Here is a 26031-nt window from a genome sequence, read left to right as displayed (position 1 = left end):
CTGTCTTAGGGGCTTTGAGTTAGATTGCGGCGTGACTAATATTTCAAGCATATCCGATGGTTCAAAGATTTCAGAGCTTCGTACCATTCAAGGCTTTCGGGAGCATGTCTCTGAACAGCGTTTCAAAGTCATGCGCCAACCTATCGTAGATTTGGCCAGCGGACGAATTCATCATCATGAATGGCTGGTGCGTTTTGATCATGACAAACATCTTGAAGGCATCATTCGTTCTTCTGAAATAAGCGGCGTTATCCGGGATTTAGATTTGTCTATGCTGGCGCAAGCGATTTTAGTTCTTAACGACAACCCCCAAGATACTGGCATTGCTATCAATTTGTCAGGGGCCTCTGTCGACAAAGCCAATTTCAGAAAATCAGTTATGGCCTGCCTCACGGCTTTGGAGGCCTCTCCAACTAAGCTCGTTATGGAGCTTACTGAAAGTTGGGACATGGAGAATTTGGCCTTTGCCGAAACTTTACTGACAGAGTTAAAGGCCAAAGGGCATCCAGTCTGCCTTGATGATGTTGGAGCCGGCGCCGCTTCTATTCGGTATTTACGCGCCCTGCCGGCAAATTGGTTAAAGATTGACGGCGGCTTTGTGGCGGCAAGCCTGAATTCCATGCGCGACCGTGCCATTTTGAAAGCTCTTTTATCTCTACGTGAGTCTCTGGATGTGCGATTTATCGCTGAAGGCGTTGAAACCGATGAGATCAAAGATTTCGTATTAAAACTCGGATTTGACGCCGCCCAAGGCTATGCGATTGGACGACCAGAAATCGAAACACGAATATAACCAGATAAATCCGCGTAATTTCATGGGTTTTTAAGCAAAATAAATGATTTATTAACGACGTTTTGTTCGACTTGAATCAATCATGTCTCTAACCTTTTGGAGATGATTCGGGGGATTGACGTGCCGTCACAACAGGGAAGACATCCAGAAACCTACCCTACCTCTGACCAAGGGGGATATAATCACGCGCCTCAAATGCAGGGACAGGGACAGGCCCAATCGCAAGCGCAAACCTATGCTCAGAGCCAGCATCACGTTCAGCAACAACCCCGCCCACATTTTCAAGGGCAACCCCATCCATATACCCAAGCGCAAAACGTGCCGCAAAATAGTGCATCACAACTTCATCAGGCTCAGCCTCAAGCTCAGGCTCAGGCTCAGGCTCAGGCTCAGGCTCAGGCTCAGGCTCAGGCTGCCCAGGGTCAAATTCGCCCCCCCTATGCGCAAGCGCAAAACCAATTTCAGCGCCCTCAGCAAAATAGCGCAACGACTTCGCAAGAAACAATTTCTCGACCCGGTCAATTTGGAAACAAAGCGACACCTTCAACCGAGCCAATTACACCCATAAAAAAAAGCCGTAGAGTTTCGCGTTTTGATAAAATTTCTGACACAGTCGGCGGAAGCTCAGGCCTAAAGAAACTAGCTTATTCTGTTTCAGCGTTTTTTATCTTATTTACAATTTTGGCAGCGACCAAATTTTATAATGATAACCGGAAATACAAAGCGGAAACACAGCTCCATTTCAGCCAAACCTTGCAATCCATGGCAGATGATGCCTCTCATCACATAGATGACCAAATCGCGATTATTGATCGCTATTTATTTAGCGCCCAATCGCCACAAGTCATCACAGAATCAATCGCCCAAACCGAAAACATTCAGGGTGTGGCGTTGCTTAACAAAGACGGCAGAGTTTTAAGTCAATCAGGCGCCTTAGGCGATATGATTACAAAAATTGACCCCCAAAACTTTCCCAAAGGGGATGTGCAAATCAATTCTGCTGTCGCCGAAGATGGCCGTGTTTTCCCTCTTATCATAAGGCGCCGTGAACAGTTCTTCCTCGTGGCCGCTTTATCACGCGGCAGCTTGCTAGGGTCAGAGTCGAATAATGCTGCGCTTATCATGGATGGAGGCCGCGTTATCGATAGCGGCGCGAATATTCAATCTCCAGACGCTTTAACGGCTTATAATTTATCGCCGCAAAAGCTTGTCACTCTTACAAAATCCGACACACCTGTTATCGAAGCCGCATCCATTGCCAATGACAAATTTTGGCTTGGAACTGCGCGCGTACCGAAATCCTATTTATCCGTCATTAGTTTAAATGAGCGCGGCATGGCTCCGGCCTTGAAAGAGAGCCTTACCTTATTTGGTTTATTACTCTTAGGCATGAGCTGGTTAATCTGGATGTTATTCAGCCAGTTAATGAAGCAGTTCTCAACCCTGAAAGCCCAACAAACTCATGACGAAATTTCCCGTCAGCGCTATGAGGCGGCCGTGGACGGGTCTCGCGGTGGTATATGGGAAATAGACCTCGCAAAGAACACAGCTTATTTAAGCCCTTCTCTAGCGAAAATATTCAACTTGCCAGAAGTGCACACCGAATTACCTATGGCTCAATTTTTGGGTCTGTTTTCTCCAGTTGACCGAGAGAAGCTTTTTGCAGCCATTCGCAGAAGTCACATCAGCGGTGAATTTGATATTGAACTCGGTGTTGCCCACTTACCGATTTACTTAGCCTGTCGCGGACGCCCCTCAGTTCGAGGCGGCGATAATGCTAAAATCATTATCGGCATGGCCTTGAACGTGACTGAAATGCGCGGCGCGCAAGCGCGGTTACAAGCGGCCGAGGCGCGCTTATTTGATGCACTGAAATCCATGACAGATAGTTTTGTTATCTGGGACCAAATGGATCGTCTTGTTCTATGGAACCAGAGGTTCGAAGACTTTTTTGGCTTCAAAGCCGGAGATTTAAAGGTCGGAATAGATCGCGCTACGGTGGACTTCCATGGCGGAAAATCCATCGCTAATGTCAATAACCAACCTGAAGGCGACGAGATTCAACTCAATGATGGCCGCTGGATTCGGTATTCGGAGTCACGAACAGCCGATGGCGGCTGTGTAAGTATTGGCACCGAGGTCACGGCTATTCGGATGCGCGAAAACGAGTTACAAGTGAACCAAGACGCATTGGAAAAAACAATCAGCGTTTTACGTGAATCCCAAGTGCGCATTGTAGAGCTTGCTGAAAATTACGAACAAGAAAAAATTCGCGCTGAGGAAGCCAGTCAGTCTAAGTCAGAATTCCTCGCAAATATGAGTCACGAATTACGGACGCCATTGAATGCGATCAATGGCTTCTCTGACATCATGAAAAAAGAGCTGTTTGGCCCGCTCGGAGATCCCCGCTACAAAGAATATGTCAGCGATATATTATTCTCTGGTCAGCATCTACTAAGCCTTATCAATGATATTTTGGACATGTCTAAAATTGAAGCTGGTAAGATGACGCTCAATACAGAAATGCTGCAAATCAATGATATGATTGCGCAAGTCGTCCGTATCGTAAGAGGCCGCGCAGAAGATAATCGCCTTAAGCTTATCTTTGACGAAGTTGAAACCAATGAAGTCGAAGCGGACCCACGCGCTGTAAAGCAAGTCTTGCTGAACCTTATAACTAACGCAATCAAATTCACGCCAGAGGGCGGCACTGTTACCGTATCTGTAGAACCTAAATCCGCAGGTCTGATTGTCCGTGTCACTGATACGGGCATTGGGATTTCCAAAGAAGATATTGAACGCTTGGCGCAACCCTTCGAACAAATTGATAGCCAACACTCGCGTAACTATGAAGGGACTGGATTGGGGCTCGCTCTATCAAAATCTCTTGTTGAGCTTCATGGCGGTAACTTCACGATGGAAAGCGAAGTCGGCGAAGGCACAACTGTAATCTTTACCTTGCCGTCTAAACCGCCTGTTATTGTTGAAGAACCAACCGAAAATGAAGTTGGCAATGAAATCAGCCGTCTAGCGCAAGATATCGCTGATGTTTTGGTCGTTGGTGAAGCCCGTGTTGGACAAAACCGTCATCAAGCCACGCCGCAAACGACCAACTCGTCAGCCGCACAGCACGTCGCAGTGGAGGCAATGCCGTCATCTGCCGCTGCTATCTCTGGGCCGCCTCCAGTTCAAGCTTCAGCCCCTCAGGCTCCTTCACCTCAAGCGCCCTCACCTCACACTATGACGCCGCAACCTCATGCAATTCAGCCTAATCCAGCCCCGCCGCCTATGACGCAGCAAGCTTTGACGTCAAAGCCCCCGCAATATGCGGCTAACCCATATAATAAACCTGCGGCTTAATTAGGCTATTTGGCGTTAAACCCTGCCCAGATAACGGATTGTATACTCCTACGGCGTAGTCGATTTCGGCCCCGTAACCCCCAAACAAAACGTGCTGTATTGGCTTTATTTTTTCTCGTCTGGTTTCACACCCGGACGGCGACGAGGCAGAATGATATTTGCCTTTAATCCCAATGTATCACGGTCATTAAAACCATCTTCCATTGTAAATTCAGCTCGGTGTAAATCAGCCACAGCGTCTACAAGTGCCAGACCCAAACCGCTACCGGGTAAGGTGCGGCTCTTATCTAAACGGACGAAGCGCTCTTTTACGCGGTCTCTATCCTCGGCAGGAATGCCTGGGCCATTATCTGTTACCGAAATCAGCACCCGACCATTTCTCGTTTTACGAAGCTCTAGGTGAATACGGCCGCCTTTGGGCGTATATTTAATCGCATTTTCCACAAGGTTAGAGACAGCCTGAGAGAGCAGCCCTCTATCTGCTAAAATGTCCGTGCCTTTGCTAATATCAGCTGTAAAGGCTAAGCCTGCATCTTCGCAAGCAGGCTCATATAGTTCAGCCAAATCATCCAGTAATGGTTTTGGATCCGTCGGCTGTAACAGCTCGCGCCGCTCTCCAGCCTCTAGCCGCGCAATTCGTAAGACACCATCAAAAGTGGTCAGAAGCTCACTTGCATCTTCAGCTGCAGAAAACAAAACATCAGCCTCAGGCGTATCCCCCAATTCTACGGCGGCACTCTCAAGGCGGGTTCTAAGCCGTGTTAAAGGCGAGCGTAAGTCATGCGCAATAGAATCCCCTGCATACCGCATGGCCTGCATGAGCCTATCAATATGATCAAGCATGTCGTTCAAATGCTCGGCCAGTAAATCCATCTCATCTTCAGAATGGTTTCTAGGCGCGCGCCGATCCAAATTCCCTGCCCGGACATCAGTGGCCAAACGGTTAAAGGCCTCTACTCGAGCCGCAAAACTACGAGACACAAACCAAGAAGAGATAAGACCCAAAATGGCCGCCAATGCCAAAGCCGGCGGTAAGGTCGAACGTATCCGATCACCCGTTCGAGAAATCGCCTCGACATCGCGTCCGACAATAATCGCGGCGACACGGTCTTCGCCGAGCCTTAGATTACCGACAATCCCTCTGGCGCGCCTGTCGATAAAATCTTCGGAGTCAGAATTCGGATCAGAATAGAGAAAGTTTATTTTAGAATATCCCTTTCCTCCATCTTCGCTTTGGTCAATATTTTCACTGGTTATCAGGTCACCCTGCCCCAAAATATTTCCGCGAACGACACGACGTGTTTGAAGAAAATATAACGCCTCATAACTCGCACCGCGCACCGTTACGGCACGTTCTACAGCGGCAATTCCGCCCGCATCAAAAAGTTGTTTATACTCAGGGGCTTCACTAGAGAGCGTGGGCGGAACAAGCCCCGCATCCATAGCGGCCTTTACGCGGGCTAATCCCGCTTCATCATACAGATTTTGTAACTCTGCAATTTCGTTGATATTGGCCTGTTCAACACGGCCAAGCTCAGTTTCAATCATTGAATAATAAACAAGACCGAGAGCCGCTGCGACACTGACCATCGTCAACATCGCACCCAGCAATGAGAGGCGGAACATTGTGTTCCGCATCAATTTTTTAATAGCATCCATCACGGTTTATTATACCTCGCCCCATTTAAATGAGGCTTTAGGGAGAGCCTCTTAGAGCTGCAAGCGATATCCCGCACCCCGAACAGTGTGAAGGAGTGGCTCATCGAACTCTTTGTCAATTTTGCCGCGTAAACGAGAAATATGGACATCAATGACATTGGTTTGGGGGTCAAAGTGGTAATCCCAAACTTTTTCGAGCAACATGGTGCGTGTCACCACGCGGCCAGCATTGCGCATGAGACATTCAAGCAATCTGAATTCACGCGGTTGAAGCAGGATTTTTAGTCCTGCACGGCGAACCGTACGGGCTAAAAGATCCATTTCGAGATCCCCTACCTTTAACTTTGTGACCGCGGCATTCGGGTCGGATCGCCGCCCAATCGCTTCGACGCGGGCTAAAAGCTCTGTAAAGGAATAAGGTTTCGCAAGGTAATCATCTCCGCCTGCACGCAGCCCTTCAACCTTGTGATCGACTTCACCTAGGGCAGAGAGGATAAGAACGGGCGTAGCATCGCCATCTTCACGAAGATTAGATAACAACTCAAGTCCATCTAGCTTAGGCAGCATTCTGTCCAATATCAGCGCGTCATAATCTGCAGCGCGGGCCATTTCTAACCCCAAATCTCCGTCAGGCGCGAGGTCAACCACATGCCCAGCTTCCATTAAGCCTTTTCGGACATATTCCGCAGCGACTTCATCGTCTTCTACTACTAGTAATCTCATTTTTTTCTCCAACTGTCCCCCCAGACATTTCACTTTCGTTTAGTTTACAATTAAATGTGGCATTAAAGCGGCAAACGCATCTGGGTCTCGCGCCCATTTTGCAATCTGACTTTAATTTGAATACTGGATTTCTCTTTTAGTTTAGCATTAAGAACTACGGTTCGCAGAACATCTGTTTCGGCTAGCGGGGTTCCGTCGGCTTCGAGAAGAACCATCCCTGATTTAAATCCACCCCGAGCGGCTTCACTGCCTGGCGTGACAGATTCAACATAAATTCCGACCTGATCTGAGCGCATTTTAATGGCGGAACGGAACTCAGATGAAATATCTAACACCTGTAAACCCGTATCAATATTTATCGGAGGGCGGGCAGGCTCTTTGGGTGGTGGGGGCGGCAAACCTTGGCTCGTTGCCCGCGCTGTATCAACACCATGCTTATCCGGACGCTCCCCAATAGACACGTTAATCGCATAGGGTTCTTCTTCGCGTTCATAAACCAAACGCGCGACATCCCCAGGGCGAAGCTTACCAATTAATCGGGTCGCATCTACCGAATTGGCAACCTTTTCATCATTCACTTGCAAAATGATATCATCTACTTGCAGGCCATAACGGGCAGCAGGGCTATTCGGAACGATAGCATTGACCAAGGCCCCAACTTTAAAGGCCGTACTTTCGCCCTCAAGTGAATATTCTGCATCGCGCAAACCAGCGCCAAGAAATCCGCGTCTTACGCGGCCATAAGCGCGCAATGATGACACAACATCCTCGGCTGTATGATGAGGAATAACAAATGCAATACCGACACTGGCGCCCGTGGGTGAATAAATCGCAGAGTTCACCCCAACCACTTCACCATCAAGATTAAACAAAGGCCCACCAGAGTTTCCGCGGTTAATCGTGGCGTCAGTTTGGATGTAATCCACATAAGACCCGCTCTCGACCCTTTCGCGGCCAATCGCAGATATCACGCCAAGGCTTGTTGATTGGCCAATACCAAATGGATTACCAATCGCCACAACCCAATCTCCAATGCGGAGGTCGTTTTGCGCCTGAAAAGAAACGTGGGGAATGACTTCAAGCGTTTTGATTTGCAATAACGCCAGATCGGTTTCCTCATCTGTTCCCAATATGCGCGCCGGATAACGGCGCCCATCGTTAAATTCAATTTCAATGTTCGTCCCGCCGTCAATCACGTGGTAATTCGTGACAACTTCATTCTTGTTCGAGATTACAAAGCCCGATCCTTGCCCTTCGGATGTTGTTTCACCGGTTTCTGTTGTCACAACAATATTGACCACAGAGGGGCTTACCCGCTCAACTAAATCCGCGATAGAGGGCAGCGCCGAAACCGGCATATCCATCAGATTAGACTTACGACTACTGACTTTCCCGACAGCGTTCTCTATGGCTTTGGCGGCTTGTTCACGCAAAGGTGTTGAAGTGGCCTGATCATTGATCGCCGGAATAATTGTATCTGGCTCTGAATTTTGAACCTGAGTTTGGGCCTGCGCTACAAAAGGCACTGCCCCTAATGTCAGGCTGGAAACCAGACATGCAGAGAGGCAAAATAAAGCCTTCTTAGAAATGTAACTTGAGTGCAATGGCACGTGGCGACTCCTTAACTTGGCTGTCACAATGACGGCACTTGGCTATCAGGAACCTGTCCAAAACATGACAAGAGAGTCATGTTTGGAAATTAATGCCTTCTGCCCAGCCTAATCGCGTGAAAAAACAAAAATATGATTGTTTTTAGGCATCGCAATCAGGGTTGCGTTATTAAACCCTGCCTTTGCAAATATATGCTTAACAATCTCTTGCTCTCTGACGCCCCAAGCTGGATTTCTGGACTTTAAGCTCTTATCAAACTCTAAATTGGAAGGGGCAGAGGCTGCGCCCTCTAAAAACGGGCCATATAGGATAACTTTTCCGCCGTCGCCTAATAGATGTGCGGCGCCAATCGCTATCCCTTCACACGCCTCAATTGGAGCAATGTGAATCATATTCGCCGAAAAAATAGCCGAATAATTTGGCAATCCACCCCACCATTCAAAGGCCGTCATATCCAAGGGTAAAGGCGGGCGAAGCTGCATAGGGTTATCCTGACGCCAATCAGCTTGGCTTAGGCGCGACTCTGCATCGGGGTCTGAATATTGCCATGAAATATCATATCTAAGCTTGCAGATTTCAACGCCATGTTCACCTGTCCCAGAGGCTATTTCCAATACATGCGCATCGCGAGGTAAGAGCGATTTTAATTGCGCCGCTATGTCCGCTTTATTCCGTCCAGATGAAGGAGAAAATCGGCGTAAACCTTCGATTTTTCGTTCTTCCAATGCAATTGGCTGAGACGTCATATGCTATCTTTCTTGTGTGAGGTTTTTTGATACTTAGGTGCTTGGGCCTTGTTTAGGGAGTTTTAACATGGCCTGCAATCCACCCAGCGGAGAGCGAGCCAGCTTAAATTCTCCCTTATAAGCCCGCGCCAAATCATCAACGATAGCAAGGCCTAGCCCACTGCCTGGCGTGGCTTCGTCTAGTCTGGCGCCGCGTTTGACAGCTTCTTTATATTCATCAGGCGTCAATCCAGCGCCATTATCTTCGATAGTCACACGCATAAATTCAGATTGGTCATTATCTGTTTTGGCCGTCAACCGTATCTCACTTTGCGTCCATTTAGCGGCATTATCCATAAGGTTACCAACCATGTCTTCGAGGTCACGCTTTGCGCCGCGAAAGACAAGACCCGCCTCCAAATCCGTATCAATAAACAAGTCTTTATCTCGATAAATACGGGGGAGCGTTCGAACAAGCGGCTCGACGACCTCGGCTAAATCCGTCGAAACACCTATAGATTGTCCCCGCGCAGCGGCCCGAGCGCGGCGCAAGTGATGGTCAACCTGTTGAGCCATAATCTCGGTCTGTTTTGCGACCAGCTCAGACGCCGTTTTTTCGCCAAGCTCAGCTTCGTTTTTCAAAACCGCAATGGGGGTTTTCAAGGCGTGAGCCAAATTACCGACATGAGTTCGGGCGCGTTCTACGATATCTTTATTATGACTAATGAGACTGTTCAGTTCATTAGCCAAGGGCGCAATTTCGGGCGGATAATGGCCTTCCACTTGGGGAGCCTTACCTTCTCTCACTTCTACCACGCGATCACGTAATGAAAATAAAGGCCGTAACCCCAATCGAACCTGCATAAACATAGCCAGAACCAAGCCCAGACAGAGTAAACCCATCAACCCAAATGCTGTCATCGCGAAACGCTGAATATCTCGCGTCGCTGGACGTATATCCGCCCCAGCCAAGACAATAACGCGATTTTCAGAGCCCGGTAAAATCACCTGCCGCGCAACAACGCGTAAGGTCTCATCTTCATCAGGTCCAGCGGTCGAACCGCTTACTTTCTCTCCCATATTGGCGTTTAAATTTGAGAGCATATCCTGACTGAGAACAAGACTCCCCCCATATAGAGAGCGAGAAGATGCCAGTATTTTTAGCGGGTAATTCGCTTCAATTTTTTCCTGCCCTACGAGCCAATACCGACCAGAAAGTGCTTGTTGATAACGCGGGTCAAGCGGTTCGCGCGACAAGACCAAATCCCCATGTTCATCAATATTGACCGAAGCCATTAAAGACGTCACCGCGCTTTCCAGCGGATCGTCAAAAATCCTATATGTCGTGTTACGATAGAGCCATGTCAGCACAATCGCCGAAATGATAAGTAGGGGTAAAGTCCAAAGAGCCGCACTGCGTACCAAAGAAACGACAAGAGACCGCGTTTGATGTGCGGTCTTTGCTGGGGGAGCCGTAAGTGGTGACACGTCGGTCTTCTCGATTATTTTTCGCCAGGTTCATCCGCATCTGGGTCAATCAAACGATAGCCCAGACCGCGCACCGTCTCGATACGGTTTGTGCCGATTTTTCGGCGCAGACGTCCCACAAAAACTTCAATCGTATTGGAGTCTCGATCATAATCTTGTTCATAAATATGCTCGACCAATTCAGTCCGCGAAATTACGCGGCCTTGATGGGCAGCCATATACGACAAGAGACGAAATTCATGGCTGGTCAATTTAATCGCCATGCCGTTCACAAAGGCTCGTGCTGAACGATTATCTACGGATAACTCCCCCAGATCGATTGTGTCTGTCGTATGGCCAGAGGCGCGACGCAGAAGTGCGCGCAATCTTGCCAATAATTCCTCGGTATGGAAGGGTTTCGTCAGGTAATCATCAGCGCCAGCATCAAAACCTGCAACTTTTTCACTCCATTGGTCACGTGCCGTCAAAATCATGACAGGGAATTTCTTACCGTCAGAGCGCCATTTTTGCAAAACGGATACACCATCAATCAATGGCAGACCCAGATCCAAGATAACAGCATCATAAGGCTCTGTATCGCCAAGGAAGTGCCCTTCTTCGCCATCTTCGGCTACATCGACTGCATAACCGATATCTTTTAGTGCCGCGCGTAACTGGCGGGATAGATCAGGATCATCTTCTACAATCAAAATACGCATGAAAATCCTTCATTTTGGTGGATGTATCGGTTTCGTTATCGTTTAAGGCGTGAGCGTGATTCACACGTGAATTTACTTGTCTTACTTCACACGTCCAGTCGTCGCGTCAATCTTAATATCAACGATACGTCCGTCCCGTGTACGAACACGCACAATGTAAAAATTACCTGTTTTGCGCAGGTCCACATATTCACCGCCGCGTACACGTGACAGAGCAATCGATTTTGCCTTGGCTGGTGAAATTTGCTTTTGTGCAAATTTTTGCGTGGGTGTCAGTGCATAACTGTCTGTTTTATATGGCATTTCAATAGAGATACTCTTTGGAGAAATATCAATATGTGTTGCGGCCATAGCCGAGCCTGCACTCAGAAAGAGTGAGAAAAACAGAGCCATTACGCCCGTTCGTATAGAGATTATTCTCATCATCTGCCCCGTCTAACAAAGTAACCCTGAATAGTCCCTGAATAGAGAGTTCAGATTGGGTGTGGTTACAGTAGTCCTCGGCGTATATCATGCTCTCCCATGTCTGGCCAGTTTTTCGCCAAACTCGGCAGAGCTGACAGCTCTGTATCCGAAAGTTTTATTTGAATAGTGACGTATAAATCACCGCCATTGACGCCTTTCCCTGTCAAACGGAACCGTTTCCCTGAATTTGTACCTTCAGGGATGTTCAGTTTTACTGTCCCCGCCGGCATCGGAATGTCAACTTTGGCACCTTTGGCCGCCTCAGATAACGTAATAGGCAGGTTCAAAAAGAGGTCGTCCTCCTCTCGCCGCAGATATTTATGCGGCTTAATCGTAATTTCTATTTTTGCATCGCCAGCTGGGCCGCCATTGACACCTGGGCGCCCTTTGCCGCGAAGGCGTAAAGTCTGACCATCCTTCACACCCGCAGGTAATTTGACATTCAGCCCGCCTTGCAAAGACTTAGTCCCGCCTTTCAGAGCCGTCACCAAGGGTAGCTGCATTTTATATCGCACATCTGCGCCTTTTTGCGCGTTCATCGGCGGACGATCCATACCGCCGCGCATACCGCCCATATTCATACCGAAAAGCGAGGAAAACAAATCGGCCATATCGTCCTGCCCACCCGCAGAGCCGCGATTAAATCCACCAAAGCCGCCAAAACCTGTTTGCGGGCCACGCCCACCATAGGGGTTCCCCCCTGCAAAAGGGTTTTGTTGCTGCCCAGATGCATCGACTTGCCCGCTGTCATATTGAGCGCGCATTTTATCATCCGAAAGCAAACTATAGGCCGCCGTGACTTCTTTGAAGCGTTCCGCCACTTTGGGGTCGTTTTTATTGACGTCGGGGTGAAGTTTCTTGGCAAGCGTACGATAAGCTTTTTTAATTTCGTCCTTCGTCGCGCCAGCCTTCACGCCCAGTAATGTATAAGGGTTCTTTGCCATGATAGGAATGTAAGTGGAATAACCGCGGTTTCAATGGGTTAAGAACAAGAAACCGCTTTAAAACTCGATTGTCGTGATTTCCCCCCATCCATAAGCATCAGAACCTTGAGCCACATCGATTTTGGTCAAGCCTTGTACTGTCGTGAAGTAATTTGGCGCGGTCGTTTCTGTAGTTTGAACTAAATTATTATGACTCCACAGACGGAGGCGATAGCGTTCCTCCGCCTCGCCAAGCGGTATTTCGCCGACCCAGCTGTCAGCATCCTCGCGCGAACGGCGTATCCAGCTTATATTTAGCCCCGTATCATTCGGCACAGCGCGTAAATGCACTGGGCTTAACGGGCGAAGGTGGCTGGCTTTGAATATATGATTAGTTGGTAGGCTCTGCCGCCCTGCCACTTCGGCGGTCAGGGCTATGGTCTCACCCAAAAGTTCGGGAGACACATCCAAAACTTGAACACCTGCATTCAACCAGACGAGCCGCGCTCCCGCCGCCACGCCGTCTCTAGAATAGCCTTCGCTACCTACACCCCTTAATAGAATGGAGGCGCGATAACGGTTTACGCCAATAAGCGTAACAGAGGCGGCCTGCATAATGTCCCATCCCATAGGGGTTTCTATGGCAAAGCGATTTGCCCCATTCAGAACAGCGGCCTCGTCATGGCGACTAAGTGTGAGCCCGCGCAATTCAAACTCGAATGTTGCCTGTCTATCAAAATAGGCTGTTGGCCCCGCAGGAATATCGCTTAGCACAGCACCTACATGTAGGGCCTGAGATGTGCTGACCTCTGAATCACCTGAAACTATACGAGACGGTGCAAATGGGTGCATCACCACGCCAACCCCAAGACCTGAATAAGGTGCAGGGAGGTCTAGGGCCAAGGGTACAGGACGGCTCGGCCAAACAATATTTGTGGAAGTCTCTGGTATGGCGCCATTTACGAGACTCAAAGGCGCAGCCCCATCGGGTACCGCAATGATTTTCCTAACATCTGACTCTTCAATTGTTTCTATCCGCCAAATCCCTACTATATCGGGCAAGGTCACACGATCCCCGACTTCGATTTCCAAAGCCCGAGGCGAAAGTGAAAGGTGAAGTTCTTCATTCTGTTTTTCCAACCTCTCAAACAGGTTGTCGCAAAGATAGCCCGCAAAATATCTATCCAGAACCAAAGGCGCCGCTATATCTAGGATATTTTCTGTCTCTGACGCTCGGTCTTGGCTAGAGGCAAGGCCATTTTGATAATCCGCGCCCGCATCGATAAAATGCAAACGCACATCTCGAAGCGCCTCTGCGGGGTCAGAGTGAATATGGCGCACAACCCCCTTTATGTTTTCGGTTATGGCCGAGAGGGGGATAGCAGAGACATCACCTTGACCGAGTGAAAAGAATGACACCACACCTCCTTGTTCCGCCAAACTAAAACTATAGATTTGACTTAAGGTGGAAAGAGCCGCCCGTGCGCTCATCGGGCGGTCAATTTTAAAGCCTTGCACGACGCCGTTGAGTTGTGACGTATCAATTGACATCAACCCAGACTGTGCCGCAAGTTCACGGACTATGTCGGCAATCGGGACAAGCCCTATACGCCCCGATATCCAATGCCCAGATTGCCAAGCCTCGCCATCAGCCCAAACGCTCTCTCGCGCTGGAAAATCAGGAAAAGGCCGCGCATCCCACGCCCAGACGCTCATTTGGTCTGTCTGAATCATACGGCCAGAATAATCAGAGGATAGCAGGTTGTTTTCAGGGTTATCCCAATAAGAGATGAAGGCCTCTATGTAGCGGCGCTGCATCAAATCATCCCGAGACCCATCCGAGAAATGAGGACGGGCGCTCTCCCCGCTTTTTGAATCATAAAAGAGATTGGGTTGGTTCGCTCCAAACCGAACCGCTGGACAGCCAATTTCCAGAAAGCAAATTGGCTTTGACTGTGGCTGCCACCTTGTTGGGGCGCCTGTTTCAACCCCATTTACTCTGTTATAATGTGTATTTGACCACCAGTTTCTAAGGTCCTTATAGCGAAACACCCACGGCTTATTCGCCGTTCCATCTGTGACTTCTGTACGGTTTTGTGCCTGTCTATCAGCATCTGAATCATAAAAATAATCATAGCCCTCACCGCCTTCGATTTGCGATTGCAGATAGGCTTTGTCATAAATATCGGGTGCCAAATCTGTATCTAGGTGCGGGCCGTCCCGCCAATCCGATAAAGGAAAGTAACCATCGATTCCAATGACATCAATCGCGCTAGAGGCCCAAAGCGGATCAAGATGAAAGTTGACATCTCCGCTACCATCTTGGGGATGGTGGCCAAAATACTCACTCCAATCAGCGGCATAGGTTACGGCGCAACTCGGCCCTAAAACAGCCTTCACATCTTGCGCCAATGCCACAAAATGCGGCACAGCAGGATAAGTTGAGACACCGTTAATTCTTGGCCCGCGCAAAGTTGTCAGCCCGCGCATTTCAGACCCAATAACAAACGCGTCCACCCCGCCTACGTTTTGCGCTAATTGGGCGTAATGCAGGATATAATTCTTGAAGCCTTTGTCGCGATTAAAAAACGTTGCCACTTGGGACACAGCACTTGCCCCTTCATCACCACTTATCCGCCCTCGCCACGGGAAAGGATTGGTGCCTGATGGAATATCCATTAAGAGAAAGGGGTATAGAGTGACTTTATACCCTCGCCTTTTCAGTTCAATTATCGTTTGTTTTATACTCTCATCCGACGGCGTTCCGCCGAAATTGGGGCGTCCTTCGGCATCCATTGACACCAAATAAGCTGTCCCGCGCGTCTCACCGGCAACCGTCCAACTGTGATAGGGTAGAATTCTGTCTCTACGTTCAACACCTGGATGGATTTCACAATCCTTACAAGCTAATGCTGTACCAAACCATGCCGTAATAATTGATACGTGCTGACAATTGGGCAGTTGATCTTCGAGCTGATCTAACGCCAGCATTATATCGGCTTGACCAGAAAGGTTGTTCATGTTGATTGGCCGCGAAACGCCTGGTTCTGGGGTTTCCTCTACGATATCAGTAGCATAGGCGAACTCTCCCGTCGCGGGCAAAAGGTTCACAGATTTGATGAGCTGTTCCATTTTATCGGGTGCCTTGGCATCTATGGAAGGCGGAATCCGTATAACCTCAGCATTAATCTGCGGCAAACGCGCTCCGAAACCCTCTAATGGGAAATCTTCAAAAACAATATATGCCGTATTACGAAAGGCAGGAACGGCGTTACCTTCGACGGCCTGAATAATAGGGTCAGGCAATTGCCCCTCCGTGCCTTTATAGACTCGCATCGTAAGGCCCTGTTCCTGTAATGGGCTTCCATTGGCCCATAGCCTATCGATGCCTAAAATTTCGCCTTCGCAAAGGCCTATGGCAAAGCTGATATAGTATCGATATTGCGTCTGCGTTGGCCCGCCGCCTTTGCCTGTGCTCACGTCCTCCTCTGTCTGTATTTCTCGCAATCGCGAGGCCCAAATCACCTGACCAGCCAACCGCATGCGGCCATAGACTTTTGGCATAGGTGCGCCATCTTGGGATGTTTGTAGTTCAAAGCTCTCTAGTCTCGGCCCTTCGTACGTCCGATTGTCGAATATATTAGAAATGGCTGAATTTGCTGCGGAAAGCGCAAATTGAGTCGCTGTTTGCGTGACAGTAGACGCCGCGAAATTCGCCGCACTGATAGCCAGTGTTGTCATAGGGTTTTCTTTTCTATTTCAGGAAAGGCAAAACTGCTCACCCAGCGTCGATTCCAATAGGGCACGAAATAGCTATCCACGACAGCGCGCCCCCAATAGGCATGGGTAATCATGTTCGGCGAAGTCAGTATCGCCATGTGTTTACATAAAGCGCCCGGATGCATTCGGAAAATTAAAACATCCCCTGGCTGTGTGCGATGTAAGGGAATTTCCTTTAGGTAAATTTTCGCCGCCTCAAGCAAGGTTTCCTTCCCAGATCTTTCTGCCCAATCAGGAGTGTAAGGCGGAACAGCTATTGGCTCTGAGCCGTAAAGCGATCGATAGACACCGCGGATTAAGCCGAGACAGTCACTGCCTGCGCCGCGCTCACTGGCTTGATGTTGATAGGGCGTATCAAGCCAAAGACGCGTTTCCGAAATTACGCGCGCGCGAAGAGCTGTCATCGGTAACGTGAACCACCATCTTTAAGCTCGCCCAATTGAGGGGCAGCCAGCAGAGCATCGGCGCCTAATAGATATGGAAAACCACGGAAATTTTCAGCGTTATGAAATTGGTCACGACAAGCCGTAAATGTCTTGGGGCATATCACATCAGAGCCATAATTTGACGCAAGTAATCCGCACCGCTCATCGCCAAATTTCGCGTCACATTTTTTAGAAAAAACCCGTCCCGTAGAACGATTTAATTTCGCCGAAAAGCCAAGCCACTCCACCTCGAAATATTCGCCTTGGGTTGTGACCTGTCCGACCTCCCCAACTGAGAGAACCACATATTGCGAAGGGGCCGTCCAGTTGATTTTTAAGTGTGATAATTTCGCGCCTCTCAGAACCCCATCGTCAATATCGGCAGACGAAATTACGAGGCTTTCTAATACGCCTTGGATACTGCCATTATCTGCGGAGAAGCCTAGTCGGCTTTCTGTCTCTGATTGTGTCTGGCTCGACCGGGCCGAATATAAAACCCCGTCAACTTCCAAATTTTCATCATGTTCAGTAAATCCAAATACACGGCCATCAGATAACTCAAGTTTCCACGCAGTACATAAAGTCGTTACAGGCTCGGAAAGGTGCGATTGAAGCGGCGCTTGTATTTCACGCATGAAGCACCTCCACCAAAGGTATGGATTGCAGAACGCCGGCGCCGTAATCTTCCAGCGTCATGTCGAGGCTATCCGTATCAAAGCGCACGACGATATCAAAAATATACCCCGCCGTAATTTCGGCCCCAAGCGCGGGCGCCGTCGTAAACATCACAACACCGGCCATCAGATCAACAGAGAATTCCGGTTGTTCAACCTCAGCGCCACCAATGGCTATCAGGACAGAACCCTCTTGCGGCTTCTTAATTAACCGAGGAGAAGTTTGGTCATCATAGGTTTTGATGAGTTGAAAAGACCTCTCAACTCCATCGCCATACCCAATGATTTGATCCAAAGCAGATGGCGATTTATTTAAATCACAAGATAGACAATCAAAAGGGTCTTTGAACCGAAAACTATGCAAACGACCTTTTCTTGATATAAAAAATTCATTTAATTCAGATATTTGCTGACTAGTCTTAATCCCTGCGTTTATCTCAAAACGTCTCCTCGGATGCGCATATGGCGTGTTTCTATACTCGTGTCCATTCGCAAGGGTAGTCACCTCAGTCTTAAACTCGGGACCGCCAAATGTTCCAAATGCCAACCCAGACGGGAAACGAACATTATGAAATTCTATCATTTAATTCTCTTTGTTTTGATTAAGTAAGCTTTCGCCCACGCGATAAAGCTCGCGCTATATTCGCCGCAATCTGTGTGTCAGATTTTGTCTTGCCAGCGCCTGCGGCTTGCCCAGACAAATTCAGCGTCAGGTTTAGCGGGGCTGTTTTAGCTGTACTGGACTGTCCCGCGACAGAAGATAAGAGGGATTGGAAAACGCTTTCAAGCGGATCTGCAATCAGCTCTTGAACGGCTATTCTTGCCATATCCTGAGAGATAGATTCCGCCATTTGTGAGAAGGATACTTCCCCTGAACTCGCGGCTCGTTGTAGCGCGCCTGCGATACGCTCACTCGCCTGTTCAAAGGCTTGGGCCATGGCCTCTGCTGATTGTTCAGCCTCTTCAATATTAAAACGCTCAAGCTGATGGGCCGCATTCTGAGTTTCATTCATCTGGAAAGGCCTCAAATAAGGGGGTAAAATCATGCGCTGTCAGAGGGGCTTCATCACGGTTTTGACAGAGCCATAACCAGTCACGGACTGGCATATCCCAAAAGGCGTCAGGAGAGAGTTTCATGTGTAATACAGCCAGACGGAACCAAGCCTGAAAGGGCCATTTATGTGGGTTCATGCAAAGCCCTCCTCAATTAATTTGGACATAATCGGCAAAGCTCTGAGCAAGGTTTTGCGGCCGGGTTCAGGCTGTGGTTTTAAACACAAAGACTGGAACAACACCCTTAGGATTTCCTCTTGGGTTTTAGAGTCATTGGCGCGAAGTTTTTGCGCTAATTCCAATGGGGTATCGACCTGTAAATCCCGGCTCATTTTGGCCAAAGCTTTCATTGAAAATCGCAAGGTTATCACAGGGTGCGGCGATGCCTCATCAACGCATATAATGCGGTCTAAAGGATGGCGTTTCATATCGGCAAAAAGACCGGTTGGCCCGCACTAAAAAGCGTTACTTCAAAGCGTGCTTCGCCTTGAAAACTTCCGCTATAGGTTAGTGAACCTATCAAAAAGGGGCCCTCTATTTGCCCGAAACTTGGCAATATCAAACGTAGATTTAACAGGGTTTGATCAAAGAAAGCTTGCCGCACCAAAGCGGCGCTCTCTTCGGTTTTAAATATCCCTACGCCTGACACTTCCGCCGATTTTATCCCAGCATGGGGCAATAGCTCTTTCCATCCCTGTGCGGAATCTGCATGCGTTATGTCTATCGGGCGGGCATTAAACCGTATGGTTTTACTGCGAAGCCCCGCCAATGTCTGATAGCTCTCATCCGGTTTTTTCATTTTAACGAGCAAGTCGCGGCCGCTTTGTGCGCTCATATTCTCCCCTATTCTGCTTATGTGGTTTCTGTCAGCACGGAGAGGCGCAGCAATCCATGATGTGTGCGGCCATCAGCCGCCCGTAATATATCGGTGAATAACACGGCGCTGCTGATGACAGAGCCAGTCTCTAACGCCACAGCCAGTCCTGTTTTATCAGCCAAAACCTGTTTTAGGACGGTTATGAGGGTCAAAATTTCTGACCGCCCCGAATAGCGAGACCAAAGATGCAAAGTCATTTGATGAGACGTTAAGTGTGTCTCATCGCCTCCAATATCTTCGCTCCTTAAGTTACCATAACTTAGATAAGGGAAAACTGGATCTTCTGGCGCGGCATCATATAACCGAGGCGGCGTGCCAAGATTGTCTTGGATAAGGCTATTCGTCGCCAAAAGCTGGTGCACCGCTTTTGCAATAGACGCGTTCATTGCTGTTCCTCCTCGCAAATTAGATGAAGCCGTTCGCGCCGATTATCGGGGTCCGACGATGTTATGACGCGTAATATCCGCTCTCCCCACAGTATCCGTGCCCTCTCAGGGAAATTCGGTTGGTAATGCAGGGTGACGCGGTAACTTTGCGTGACGGCTAGGCGGCCATTTTCTTGACGTTCCGTCACGGTTTTAGGCGTAACAGCGCCCCAAAAGGCGCTGTGGAAATTCCATTGTGTCTTTGTACCGCCAAATTCATCGGCTTGTACTATGGGGATATAGAGCCCTAGACGGCTTCTCAGATCGCCAATCATATTTTCAAGCTCCGATAGGGCATTATCAGCGCGTCAACGAGCATAGGAACGGATGGCACTTCGCGGCCAGAACGGTTTTCATAACCCTGACCAACCAAAAGCATCATCGCTTGGCGTAAGGGCATGGGAATGTCATTGATGGCCTCGCCATATCCCGCAACAACATCTACCGTTAGCGCGGATACGTCTTGGCGGTTATGCCATCCCCAAAGACCAAGCTTAGTTGGCTCTATCGTTGCGGGCGTCGAGCGTAGATTAATACAGAGCGTTTTTATATCGACGCTCTCCTCTCCGCCCTCTTGCAAATGCAACGTCACCCCTGTGACGGATTGGATGGGATGGATAGATAAGGCTAGCTTACGATGAAAGGGCGGCAATAGTGTCAAGCGCTGCGCCCGCATAATTAATGTTGTACGGCAAAGGCTCTCAAGCCTTTCACGCGCGCTTTGTATAAGCTCTGTAATCAGGGCATCTTCATCATCATGATCGATACGCAAGAAAAGCTTAGCCGCGTCTAAGGTAACAGGCTCTATGCCTGGCAGGTTTATATCTGTGAGCACAGAGGCCTCCTTTGAGTTTACTGCATAAAAAAAGCCGCGAAACTCGCGGCTTGGTTGTTTATTGAGGGGGAAATGAGGGTTTGTTTACGCCGCCTTTAGCAGCTTAATCGCGTCGAAATCTTGTACGCCCCCACCCACGCGTTTGGTTGTATAAAACAAGACATAAGGCTTGGCTGAATAAGGGTCGCGCAAGACGCGTACGCCTTGACGATCAACAATAAGATAGCCGCGACGGAAATCACCAAACGCTGTAAACGCATTGCCTGAACTCACATCCGGCATGTCTTCGACTTCAATTAAAGGATAGCCCAGTAAAGTACTCGGCTGCCCTGCCTCATTAGAAGGTTGCCAAATATAATGCCCATCGGCGTCCTTAAATTTACGAATGTCGTTGATTGTGCGGCGGTTCATGACAAAGCTGGAGCCCGCGCGGTAACGACTCTTGCCCGCATAAATAAGATCCAATAGCGCATCCGTCGGCGCCGCGCTGTCAAATGCTCCTGCCGTACCCGTAGAAACGACACCTAGTTCGCCAAAGCTCTGCGTTCCGTTCTCGGCTTGGATGTAATCTAATAGACCGCGCGGTTTATTCACCCCGTCACCCCCAACAAAGGCCGCCGTTTCCTGCGCCGCGAAAATATCATGAACCTCATCGGCTAGCCATTGGTCAACATCGGCGACCCCATCATCCAATAAGGCCTGTGTCGCGGCGGGCATGGCATAAAGCTCCCCCGCTGGAAAATCGAGAAGTTCAAGCTGCGGCGCTTGCGTTTCAATTCTGGCCTCTGTTTCACCGGCCCAACCCGACGCCGCGCCGGAAGCGCTGACAGGTTTTTTGAACAATCCTGACCCAATACGGCGTATCGTGGCCAAAGAACGAAAGGGTGAGCTTTCTGATAAGGCCTTATCAATACGGCTCTCAGTCTCTATTGGCGCCACATAACCGCCCTCTGCATCTACGCTCGAAAGAGATTTGCCTTCTAAGTCTGCCAAAGCATTTGCATCGCCTGTCCTGATGAAACTCGACCACGCGGATTTGGCCTCTGTATTAACGCGCCTCTCCAGATTTGGGCGAGATAAGCTCAGGGATAGGTTCTCAATTTGCTTGGATTGCGTGTCGAGCGCGGCATTCAATCTTGCAACCTTATCATCGAGAAGAACATCCGTAGACTTTTGCTCAAGCGCCGCTAAACGATCATCATTTGCGGCTTTGAAAGCGGCAAAGGTTTGCGCAAAATCAGCCTGAGCTTCTTTCATATTCAGATGCTTTGTTTCAATATTAGCCATAGGCTTTTAGTCCTTTTTGTGTGTTTAAACGATTTGAAAGTGTCGGGTCGTCAATCTGCGTAATCCGTGCAGAACGGAGCATGGGGAAGGCCACGACCGAGACCTCCCAAAGGTCGAGTTCAGTCAAAAGTCGGCCCGATTGCGTTTTCATGCTGCGGCGCACGCGGTATCCAATGGATAAGCCTGAAATGGCCCCCTCTTTAATCAATCGCGCCGCCCGTTCAGATTTTTTTGCCCCTAGCAAAAGTCTACCTGAGAGAAACAACCCCGTTTTATCTTCAAGAATTCTATCCCAAACACCAATAGGCTCGGATGCATCATGCCCAATCAACATCGGTAAACGTCCGTTTCGCAAACTCAATATAGACGCAGAAAAAGCGCCCTTTACGACTTGATCGCCTGATAAATCTACTTGTCCAAATCGGCTCGCATAGCCTGAAATTCTGAGGAGAGCGTCTGCCGCTTTTTCACTCATGGTCGTCTTTCCGCTTCGAGCGCATTGGCCATGACTTGCCGCTCTATCCTGTCCAGACTCAGTAAAATCATCGTCATTTGCCCTTCCATAACGGCAAGACGTTCAAGGGCGGGGGCCCGTTCAGAAAGCTGAATTTCAGCGGCCTTTAACCGCGCTTCAGCAGCCCCCGCCCAGATTAATCCGCTGGCCGTTTGCACGGATAATGTCAGCAACAATCCAAAACCAATGGTTCGGTTGAATGTGAAAACTTTATCTTGAGACCGCATCAGCCCTCGCTTTCTGGCGTTAAGCCTGCCAACGCTCTTTTCTCGGCGTTTGATAGGAAATCTGCCCCTGATAAGCGCTGCCAAAGACGATTTCTGTCTTCTGCTAACGCTGGGACTTGTTCAAAATCGGGCCTTATCCTGAGCGCATCGTCAAACCATGGACGGAGCCAATTTTGTAAACCCGCTGCCGTCTTTTGCACGAGCGGTAAAACCGTCTGCCGCCAAAAGGCTTGGTTCGCTTCGCGATAATTTGCATAAGTATTATCGCCCGGCAGACCCAAAAGCATTGGCGGCACGCCAAAGGCCAAAGCAATTTCACGAGCGGCTTCGCGGCGGGCTTCGATGAAATCCATATCCGCGGGGGAAAGGCTCATTGACTTCCAATCAAGGCCGCCCTCTAGCACCAAAGGCCGTCCCGCATGGCGCGCCCCAGTGTGGCCCGTTTCGAACTCTCTTTTCAAGCGTTCGAACTGCTCATCTGTTAAATGCTCTGCCCCATTGACCCCTTTGTAAATCAGTGCCCCGCTCGGACGCGCTGAGTTTTCCAAGAGCGCCTTTGCCCAGTGCCCACCCTCATTATGAAGGTCAACGGCTTGAGCGCAGGCATTTAATGGTGAGACTGTGCCTTTTGGACTGAACAAACTCATGTGAAATATAGGGGAACGGCCCGAAGCTATATGCATCTGTAATTGCCGAGGAGCATTTTGCGGTGCGACTATTTCCCACCCCGTTATTCCCCCTGACCTGGCTGCGAGAGGCGTAACAGTATCGGGGCAGATTACACCGAGCGTATAAGGTAAGGCATTAACAGATATGGCTTCTAAATAAGCCTCGCCTGACAGTTGAAGATAGCCGTAAAAGGCCTCTAGAGTTTGCGTCAAAGTTTGAGATAGAGAGGCGCGATTTAAAAAAGCATCTGCATCTGGACTCTCTAATATCGTCAAAGGTACGCTTGCCGCGGCTTCTGAAATCAATCTTACACAGCGATAAACAATAGGGTTTCGCCCATAACCTTCGCGGCAAAGCGCATTAAAACTTTGCGGGGTCCAATGGGCGCTTTGTCCTAGTTGCAGGGCGATTAGCGGAGCCGCAGATTTAATGTCTTCTGGGCCAGCATTAGGCAAAGAAAGAGCCGCGCTGCGAGAGGCAGGCGGCTTTAAAAATTCAAACATATAAGGCTTATCCTTTTGACACGGATGGCCGAAGCGCCGTCCAATGAATTAAGCCTCATAATTTTCGGCCCAATTTCGTCGATAAGCTGTTTATAGGCTGACCTAGGTCAGGTGCGGAATATTCTCTATGATTTCGTTTTAACCTACTGATTTAATGTGTTTTTACGCCACCTTAAACAAGGATGGAGTTTCTTGATGCTGCCCTAAAAATGTTAGCGCCAGTTTATAATTAATTTTCAGATCCTGTCGGCGATCTTCATCGCCAATCAATGACGCCATTGTAATGGCATTGCGATAGGCTTTCACAGAATTTTCCAAGGCTTCGCGGTCTTTATTTTCGCGGCCCAAAAGCAGCAATGTGTCCGCCAAGGCTTCATGTACATCCAGCGTTTCTTTGGGCGCCGTTTCAACGCTGTAATATTTTTTGGCTTTATGAAGAGCGTCTACCGCTTGGATTAAGGGCGCAGTATCCCCTGTCTGTTCGGCCAGACGTGTCATCTTGTCAGCTAGTGATTTGTTCAGCTCAGCCAATTCTGCGTCTGTTTCAGCAAGTTTTTGTTCAAGTTCATTCTTTAACTTATTCTGTCCAAATTTAAGCATTCCACATCTCCGAAACCTGATCCTAAGGTGTATATTCGTGGGACACCCTTGCGATATTGAGGTTAATTCTGCTTTAAAACTTAGGGTTAACAGAGCCTTAAAGAGACTATATTGACCGAATTTTGGGCGGTAGCCCGCCTTGCGTTAACAGATGTGTCACGGCCCAAACCAAGGCGTCTGCACGGTCGGGACTGCCCTTCTGCGCCGATGTTCCAAGGGTTAAAAGCTCGCTCTCCAGCGCCTCTAATCGCGCGGCATGGACAACGCGGCCCTGTTCATAAAACGCCGCTACGGGTTCCGCTCTGGCCTTTTTACTTTTCGTAGCGAATACAGTTTTGACCGGGATGTTAGGGTCAATCGAGCCAATGACCGTTTTCACCAAATCTCCACCCTGATTCACTTCGACCAAGAGCTCATCCGCCTCCCACGCCTTAAACAGATCAATGGCGGTACGAGCCCATCGTTCTGGCGAAACGCCTTGTATGCTTGCATCTTGCAAAACGAAAGCCTTGGCCGTTCGGCCCTGCCCTTGTCTTCCTGCCACGATGATACCGCAATGATCTGACTTCTCTCCAGAGGTGACCGGCGGGTCGAGGCTAATGACAATACGGTCCAATGCGGGTATATCTTCTCGGTACTGGCAAGCCTCTATCATAGCATATGACCAGAGTGCATGCGCCTGATCTAATAGAATTTCACCCGATAACTCTTGACGCCCTAGGCGTGTGCCCCCGTAAGTATCCTCCATCATCGACAAGAAAGCCGGAGAGAGGTTGGTATAATTATCTTGGGTTTTCGCCCGATAGACGATTGTGGATTTTGCCTGCATGAGCTTTATCAAAGCGGGTATTGGACGGGGCGTGGTTGTCATAACCAATTGGGGTTTATCCCCTAACCTTAACCCTAGTCGTAAATTTGCCAGAGCCGCCTCTGGGTACGCCCACGCGCAAAACTCATCTGCCCATGCGGCGTTAAATTGCGGGCCGCGCAGGCTATCTGGATCTTCTGCAGAAAATAAATACCCCAAAGCGCCATTCGGCCATTCGAGCCGTCGTCGAGAGGCAATGTATCGTGGGCGCTTACGCGGGAAGCCTATATTCAGCAGTCCGCTCTCCCCCTCTAACATCACCTCTCTGGCATCATTTAGGTTCGGTGCGATTAAAGCAATACGGCCGACCGTTTCGGCGCGCCTTGATATCCACTCGGCCCCTGTACGCGTTTTTCCGCAGCCGCGCCCCCCGAGCAAAATCCAAACAAGCCAGTCTATACTGGGAGGCTTCTGGTCTGGACGCGCTGTAAAATCCCAATAGTCGCCAATGGCCGCATAATCATTTGAACTCAGGTTCTGGATAAAATTCGCCCAAGCCGGCCCCAATCGACGTTGCGTTTGCAAGATGAGTGAATCGCCGCCGCAATGCGAGGAGATCTTCGGCGTTAAGGGGTGGGAGGTCTTCATATCGGATTTCAGCCTTTTCAGCATTCGCCGCCATATGTTTTTCATTCTGTGTGGTCAAAGCCTCGATAAATTTCAGCAGGTTCATTCCGCAACGAATAAATTTCTCAACGCTCGCGATTTCGCTTGTTATGCTGCTTATGTTTTCATTGGTGAAAGGGGCCGTTTCATGCCCTTCCATCGCGTCAATAAGATTGTGGAGTAAGATTTCGACTGAGTGAATATTATAAAGTTTGGCGGTCGTGTTCATCTTCATAGAAGAAA

General features: G+C 49.1%; 28 protein-coding genes. 2 read left to right on the top strand and 26 right to left on the bottom strand.

Annotated elements, in window-relative coordinates; translation table 11 throughout:
• Positions 1-31 precede the first annotated feature (31 nt).
• Together DES40_RS01135 and DES40_RS01125 are read left to right on the top strand one after the other, a co-directional pair.
• Positions 32-793, top strand: a complete 762-nt coding sequence (locus tag DES40_RS01135; protein ID WP_121098741.1) for an EAL domain-containing protein — start codon at positions 32-34, stop codon at positions 791-793.
• 120 nt (positions 794-913) lie between these two features.
• On the top strand, positions 914-4153 hold the full coding sequence (locus tag DES40_RS01125) for a PAS domain-containing sensor histidine kinase (protein ID WP_170144827.1): 3240 nt from the start codon (positions 914-916) through the stop codon (positions 4151-4153).
• Between the two features lie 105 nt (positions 4154-4258).
• Here DES40_RS01125 and DES40_RS01120 read toward each other — a convergent pair whose 3' ends face one another.
• From DES40_RS01120 to DES40_RS13325, 26 genes are all read right to left on the bottom strand, one after another.
• Positions 4259-5812, bottom strand: a complete 1554-nt coding sequence (locus tag DES40_RS01120) for a sensor histidine kinase (RefSeq protein ID WP_121098738.1) — start codon at positions 5810-5812, stop codon at positions 4259-4261.
• Positions 5813-5863: 51 nt separating this feature from the next.
• Positions 5864-6535, bottom strand: coding sequence for a response regulator transcription factor (locus tag DES40_RS01115; protein ID WP_121100312.1), 672 nt, complete (start codon positions 6533-6535; stop codon positions 5864-5866).
• Between the two features lie 62 nt (positions 6536-6597).
• A complete protein-coding gene (locus DES40_RS01110; protein ID WP_147405812.1) occupies positions 6598-8145 on the bottom strand; it encodes a trypsin-like peptidase domain-containing protein in 1548 nt (515 codons plus the stop codon).
• A 108-nt stretch (positions 8146-8253) separates the two neighbouring features.
• Complete coding sequence (locus DES40_RS01105) at positions 8254-8892, bottom strand: DUF938 domain-containing protein (RefSeq protein ID WP_121098736.1); 639 nt, start codon at positions 8890-8892, stop codon at positions 8254-8256.
• Between the two features lie 33 nt (positions 8893-8925).
• Positions 8926-10359, bottom strand: coding sequence for a sensor histidine kinase (locus DES40_RS01100; protein ID WP_147405810.1), 1434 nt, complete (start codon positions 10357-10359; stop codon positions 8926-8928).
• A 14-nt stretch (positions 10360-10373) separates the two neighbouring features.
• Entirely contained in the window at positions 10374-11057 is a 684-nt protein-coding gene (locus DES40_RS01095) for a response regulator transcription factor (protein ID WP_121098734.1), read from the bottom strand.
• An 81-nt stretch (positions 11058-11138) separates the two neighbouring features.
• Positions 11139-11483, bottom strand: a complete 345-nt coding sequence (locus DES40_RS01090; RefSeq protein WP_121098733.1) for a PepSY domain-containing protein — start codon at positions 11481-11483, stop codon at positions 11139-11141.
• Positions 11484-11545: 62 nt separating this feature from the next.
• On the bottom strand, positions 11546-12466 hold the full coding sequence (locus tag DES40_RS01085) for a DnaJ C-terminal domain-containing protein (protein ID WP_121098732.1): 921 nt from the start codon (positions 12464-12466) through the stop codon (positions 11546-11548).
• Between the two features lie 57 nt (positions 12467-12523).
• Positions 12524-16186, bottom strand: a complete 3663-nt coding sequence (locus DES40_RS01080) for a baseplate multidomain protein megatron (protein WP_121098731.1) — start codon at positions 16184-16186, stop codon at positions 12524-12526.
• A complete protein-coding gene (locus tag DES40_RS01075) occupies positions 16183-16629 on the bottom strand; it encodes an NlpC/P60 family protein (protein ID WP_121098730.1) in 447 nt (148 codons plus the stop codon). Before DES40_RS01075 ends, DES40_RS01080 begins: the two co-directional genes overlap by 4 nt.
• The gene (locus tag DES40_RS01070; RefSeq protein ID WP_121098729.1) at positions 16626-17285 is read right to left on the bottom strand and encodes a DUF2163 domain-containing protein; all 660 of its coding nucleotides are present in this window, start codon (positions 17283-17285) and stop codon (positions 16626-16628) included. The genes DES40_RS01075 and DES40_RS01070 overlap by 4 nt, the downstream gene beginning before the upstream one ends.
• A complete protein-coding gene (locus tag DES40_RS01065) occupies positions 17278-17907 on the bottom strand; it encodes a DUF2460 domain-containing protein (protein WP_121098728.1) in 630 nt (209 codons plus the stop codon). Before DES40_RS01065 ends, DES40_RS01070 begins: the two co-directional genes overlap by 8 nt.
• Positions 17908-17926: 19 nt before the next feature.
• Positions 17927-18337: a phage tail tape measure C-terminal domain-containing protein gene (locus tag DES40_RS01060; RefSeq protein WP_170144825.1), complete on the bottom strand. Its 411-nt coding sequence runs from the start codon at positions 18335-18337 to the stop codon at positions 17927-17929.
• Positions 18330-18515: a phage tail assembly chaperone gene (locus DES40_RS01055; RefSeq protein ID WP_121098726.1), complete on the bottom strand. Its 186-nt coding sequence runs from the start codon at positions 18513-18515 to the stop codon at positions 18330-18332. The genes DES40_RS01060 and DES40_RS01055 overlap by 8 nt, the downstream gene beginning before the upstream one ends.
• The gene (locus DES40_RS01050; protein ID WP_121098725.1) at positions 18512-18805 is read right to left on the bottom strand and encodes a hypothetical protein; all 294 of its coding nucleotides are present in this window, start codon (positions 18803-18805) and stop codon (positions 18512-18514) included. The genes DES40_RS01055 and DES40_RS01050 overlap by 4 nt, the downstream gene beginning before the upstream one ends.
• The gene (locus DES40_RS01045; protein WP_121098724.1) at positions 18802-19212 is read right to left on the bottom strand and encodes a phage major tail protein, TP901-1 family; all 411 of its coding nucleotides are present in this window, start codon (positions 19210-19212) and stop codon (positions 18802-18804) included. The genes DES40_RS01050 and DES40_RS01045 overlap by 4 nt, the downstream gene beginning before the upstream one ends.
• A 17-nt stretch (positions 19213-19229) precedes the next feature.
• Positions 19230-19640 (bottom strand): DUF3168 domain-containing protein, encoded by a 411-nt coding sequence (locus DES40_RS01040; protein ID WP_121098723.1) that lies wholly within the window; start codon positions 19638-19640, stop codon positions 19230-19232.
• Positions 19637-19954, bottom strand: coding sequence for a phage head closure protein (locus tag DES40_RS01035; protein WP_121098722.1), 318 nt, complete (start codon positions 19952-19954; stop codon positions 19637-19639). Before DES40_RS01035 ends, DES40_RS01040 begins: the two co-directional genes overlap by 4 nt.
• Positions 19951-20514, bottom strand: coding sequence for a head-tail connector protein (locus tag DES40_RS01030; RefSeq protein ID WP_121098721.1), 564 nt, complete (start codon positions 20512-20514; stop codon positions 19951-19953). The genes DES40_RS01035 and DES40_RS01030 overlap by 4 nt, the downstream gene beginning before the upstream one ends.
• A gap of 84 nt (positions 20515-20598) precedes the next feature.
• Complete coding sequence (locus DES40_RS01025; protein ID WP_121098720.1) at positions 20599-21801, bottom strand: phage major capsid protein; 1203 nt, start codon at positions 21799-21801, stop codon at positions 20599-20601.
• Complete coding sequence (locus DES40_RS01020) at positions 21794-22276, bottom strand: HK97 family phage prohead protease (RefSeq protein ID WP_121098719.1); 483 nt, start codon at positions 22274-22276, stop codon at positions 21794-21796. The genes DES40_RS01025 and DES40_RS01020 overlap by 8 nt, the downstream gene beginning before the upstream one ends.
• Entirely contained in the window at positions 22273-22542 is a 270-nt protein-coding gene (locus tag DES40_RS01015; RefSeq protein WP_121098718.1) for a hypothetical protein, read from the bottom strand. Before DES40_RS01015 ends, DES40_RS01020 begins: the two co-directional genes overlap by 4 nt.
• Positions 22542-23714 carry a phage portal protein gene (locus tag DES40_RS01010; RefSeq protein ID WP_121098717.1) on the bottom strand — a complete coding sequence of 391 codons (1173 nt, stop codon included), beginning with the start codon at positions 23712-23714 and terminating at the stop codon, positions 22542-22544. Before DES40_RS01010 ends, DES40_RS01015 begins: the two co-directional genes overlap by 1 nt.
• A gap of 162 nt (positions 23715-23876) precedes the next feature.
• Positions 23877-24314, bottom strand: coding sequence for a hypothetical protein (locus DES40_RS01005; RefSeq protein WP_121098716.1), 438 nt, complete (start codon positions 24312-24314; stop codon positions 23877-23879).
• A gap of 106 nt (positions 24315-24420) precedes the next feature.
• Positions 24421-25707, bottom strand: a complete 1287-nt coding sequence (locus DES40_RS01000; RefSeq protein WP_233345330.1) for a DNA-packaging protein — start codon at positions 25705-25707, stop codon at positions 24421-24423.
• Positions 25643-26023 carry a hypothetical protein gene (locus DES40_RS13325; protein WP_233345328.1) on the bottom strand — a complete coding sequence of 127 codons (381 nt, stop codon included), beginning with the start codon at positions 26021-26023 and terminating at the stop codon, positions 25643-25645. Before DES40_RS13325 ends, DES40_RS01000 begins: the two co-directional genes overlap by 65 nt.
• Between the last annotated feature and the right edge of the window lie 8 nt (positions 26024-26031).

This window comes from Litorimonas taeanensis (genome assembly GCF_003634015.1).
Lineage (GTDB): Bacteria > Pseudomonadota > Alphaproteobacteria > Caulobacterales > Maricaulaceae > Litorimonas > Litorimonas taeanensis.
This window is presented reverse-complemented; position numbering and strand designations above follow the sequence as displayed.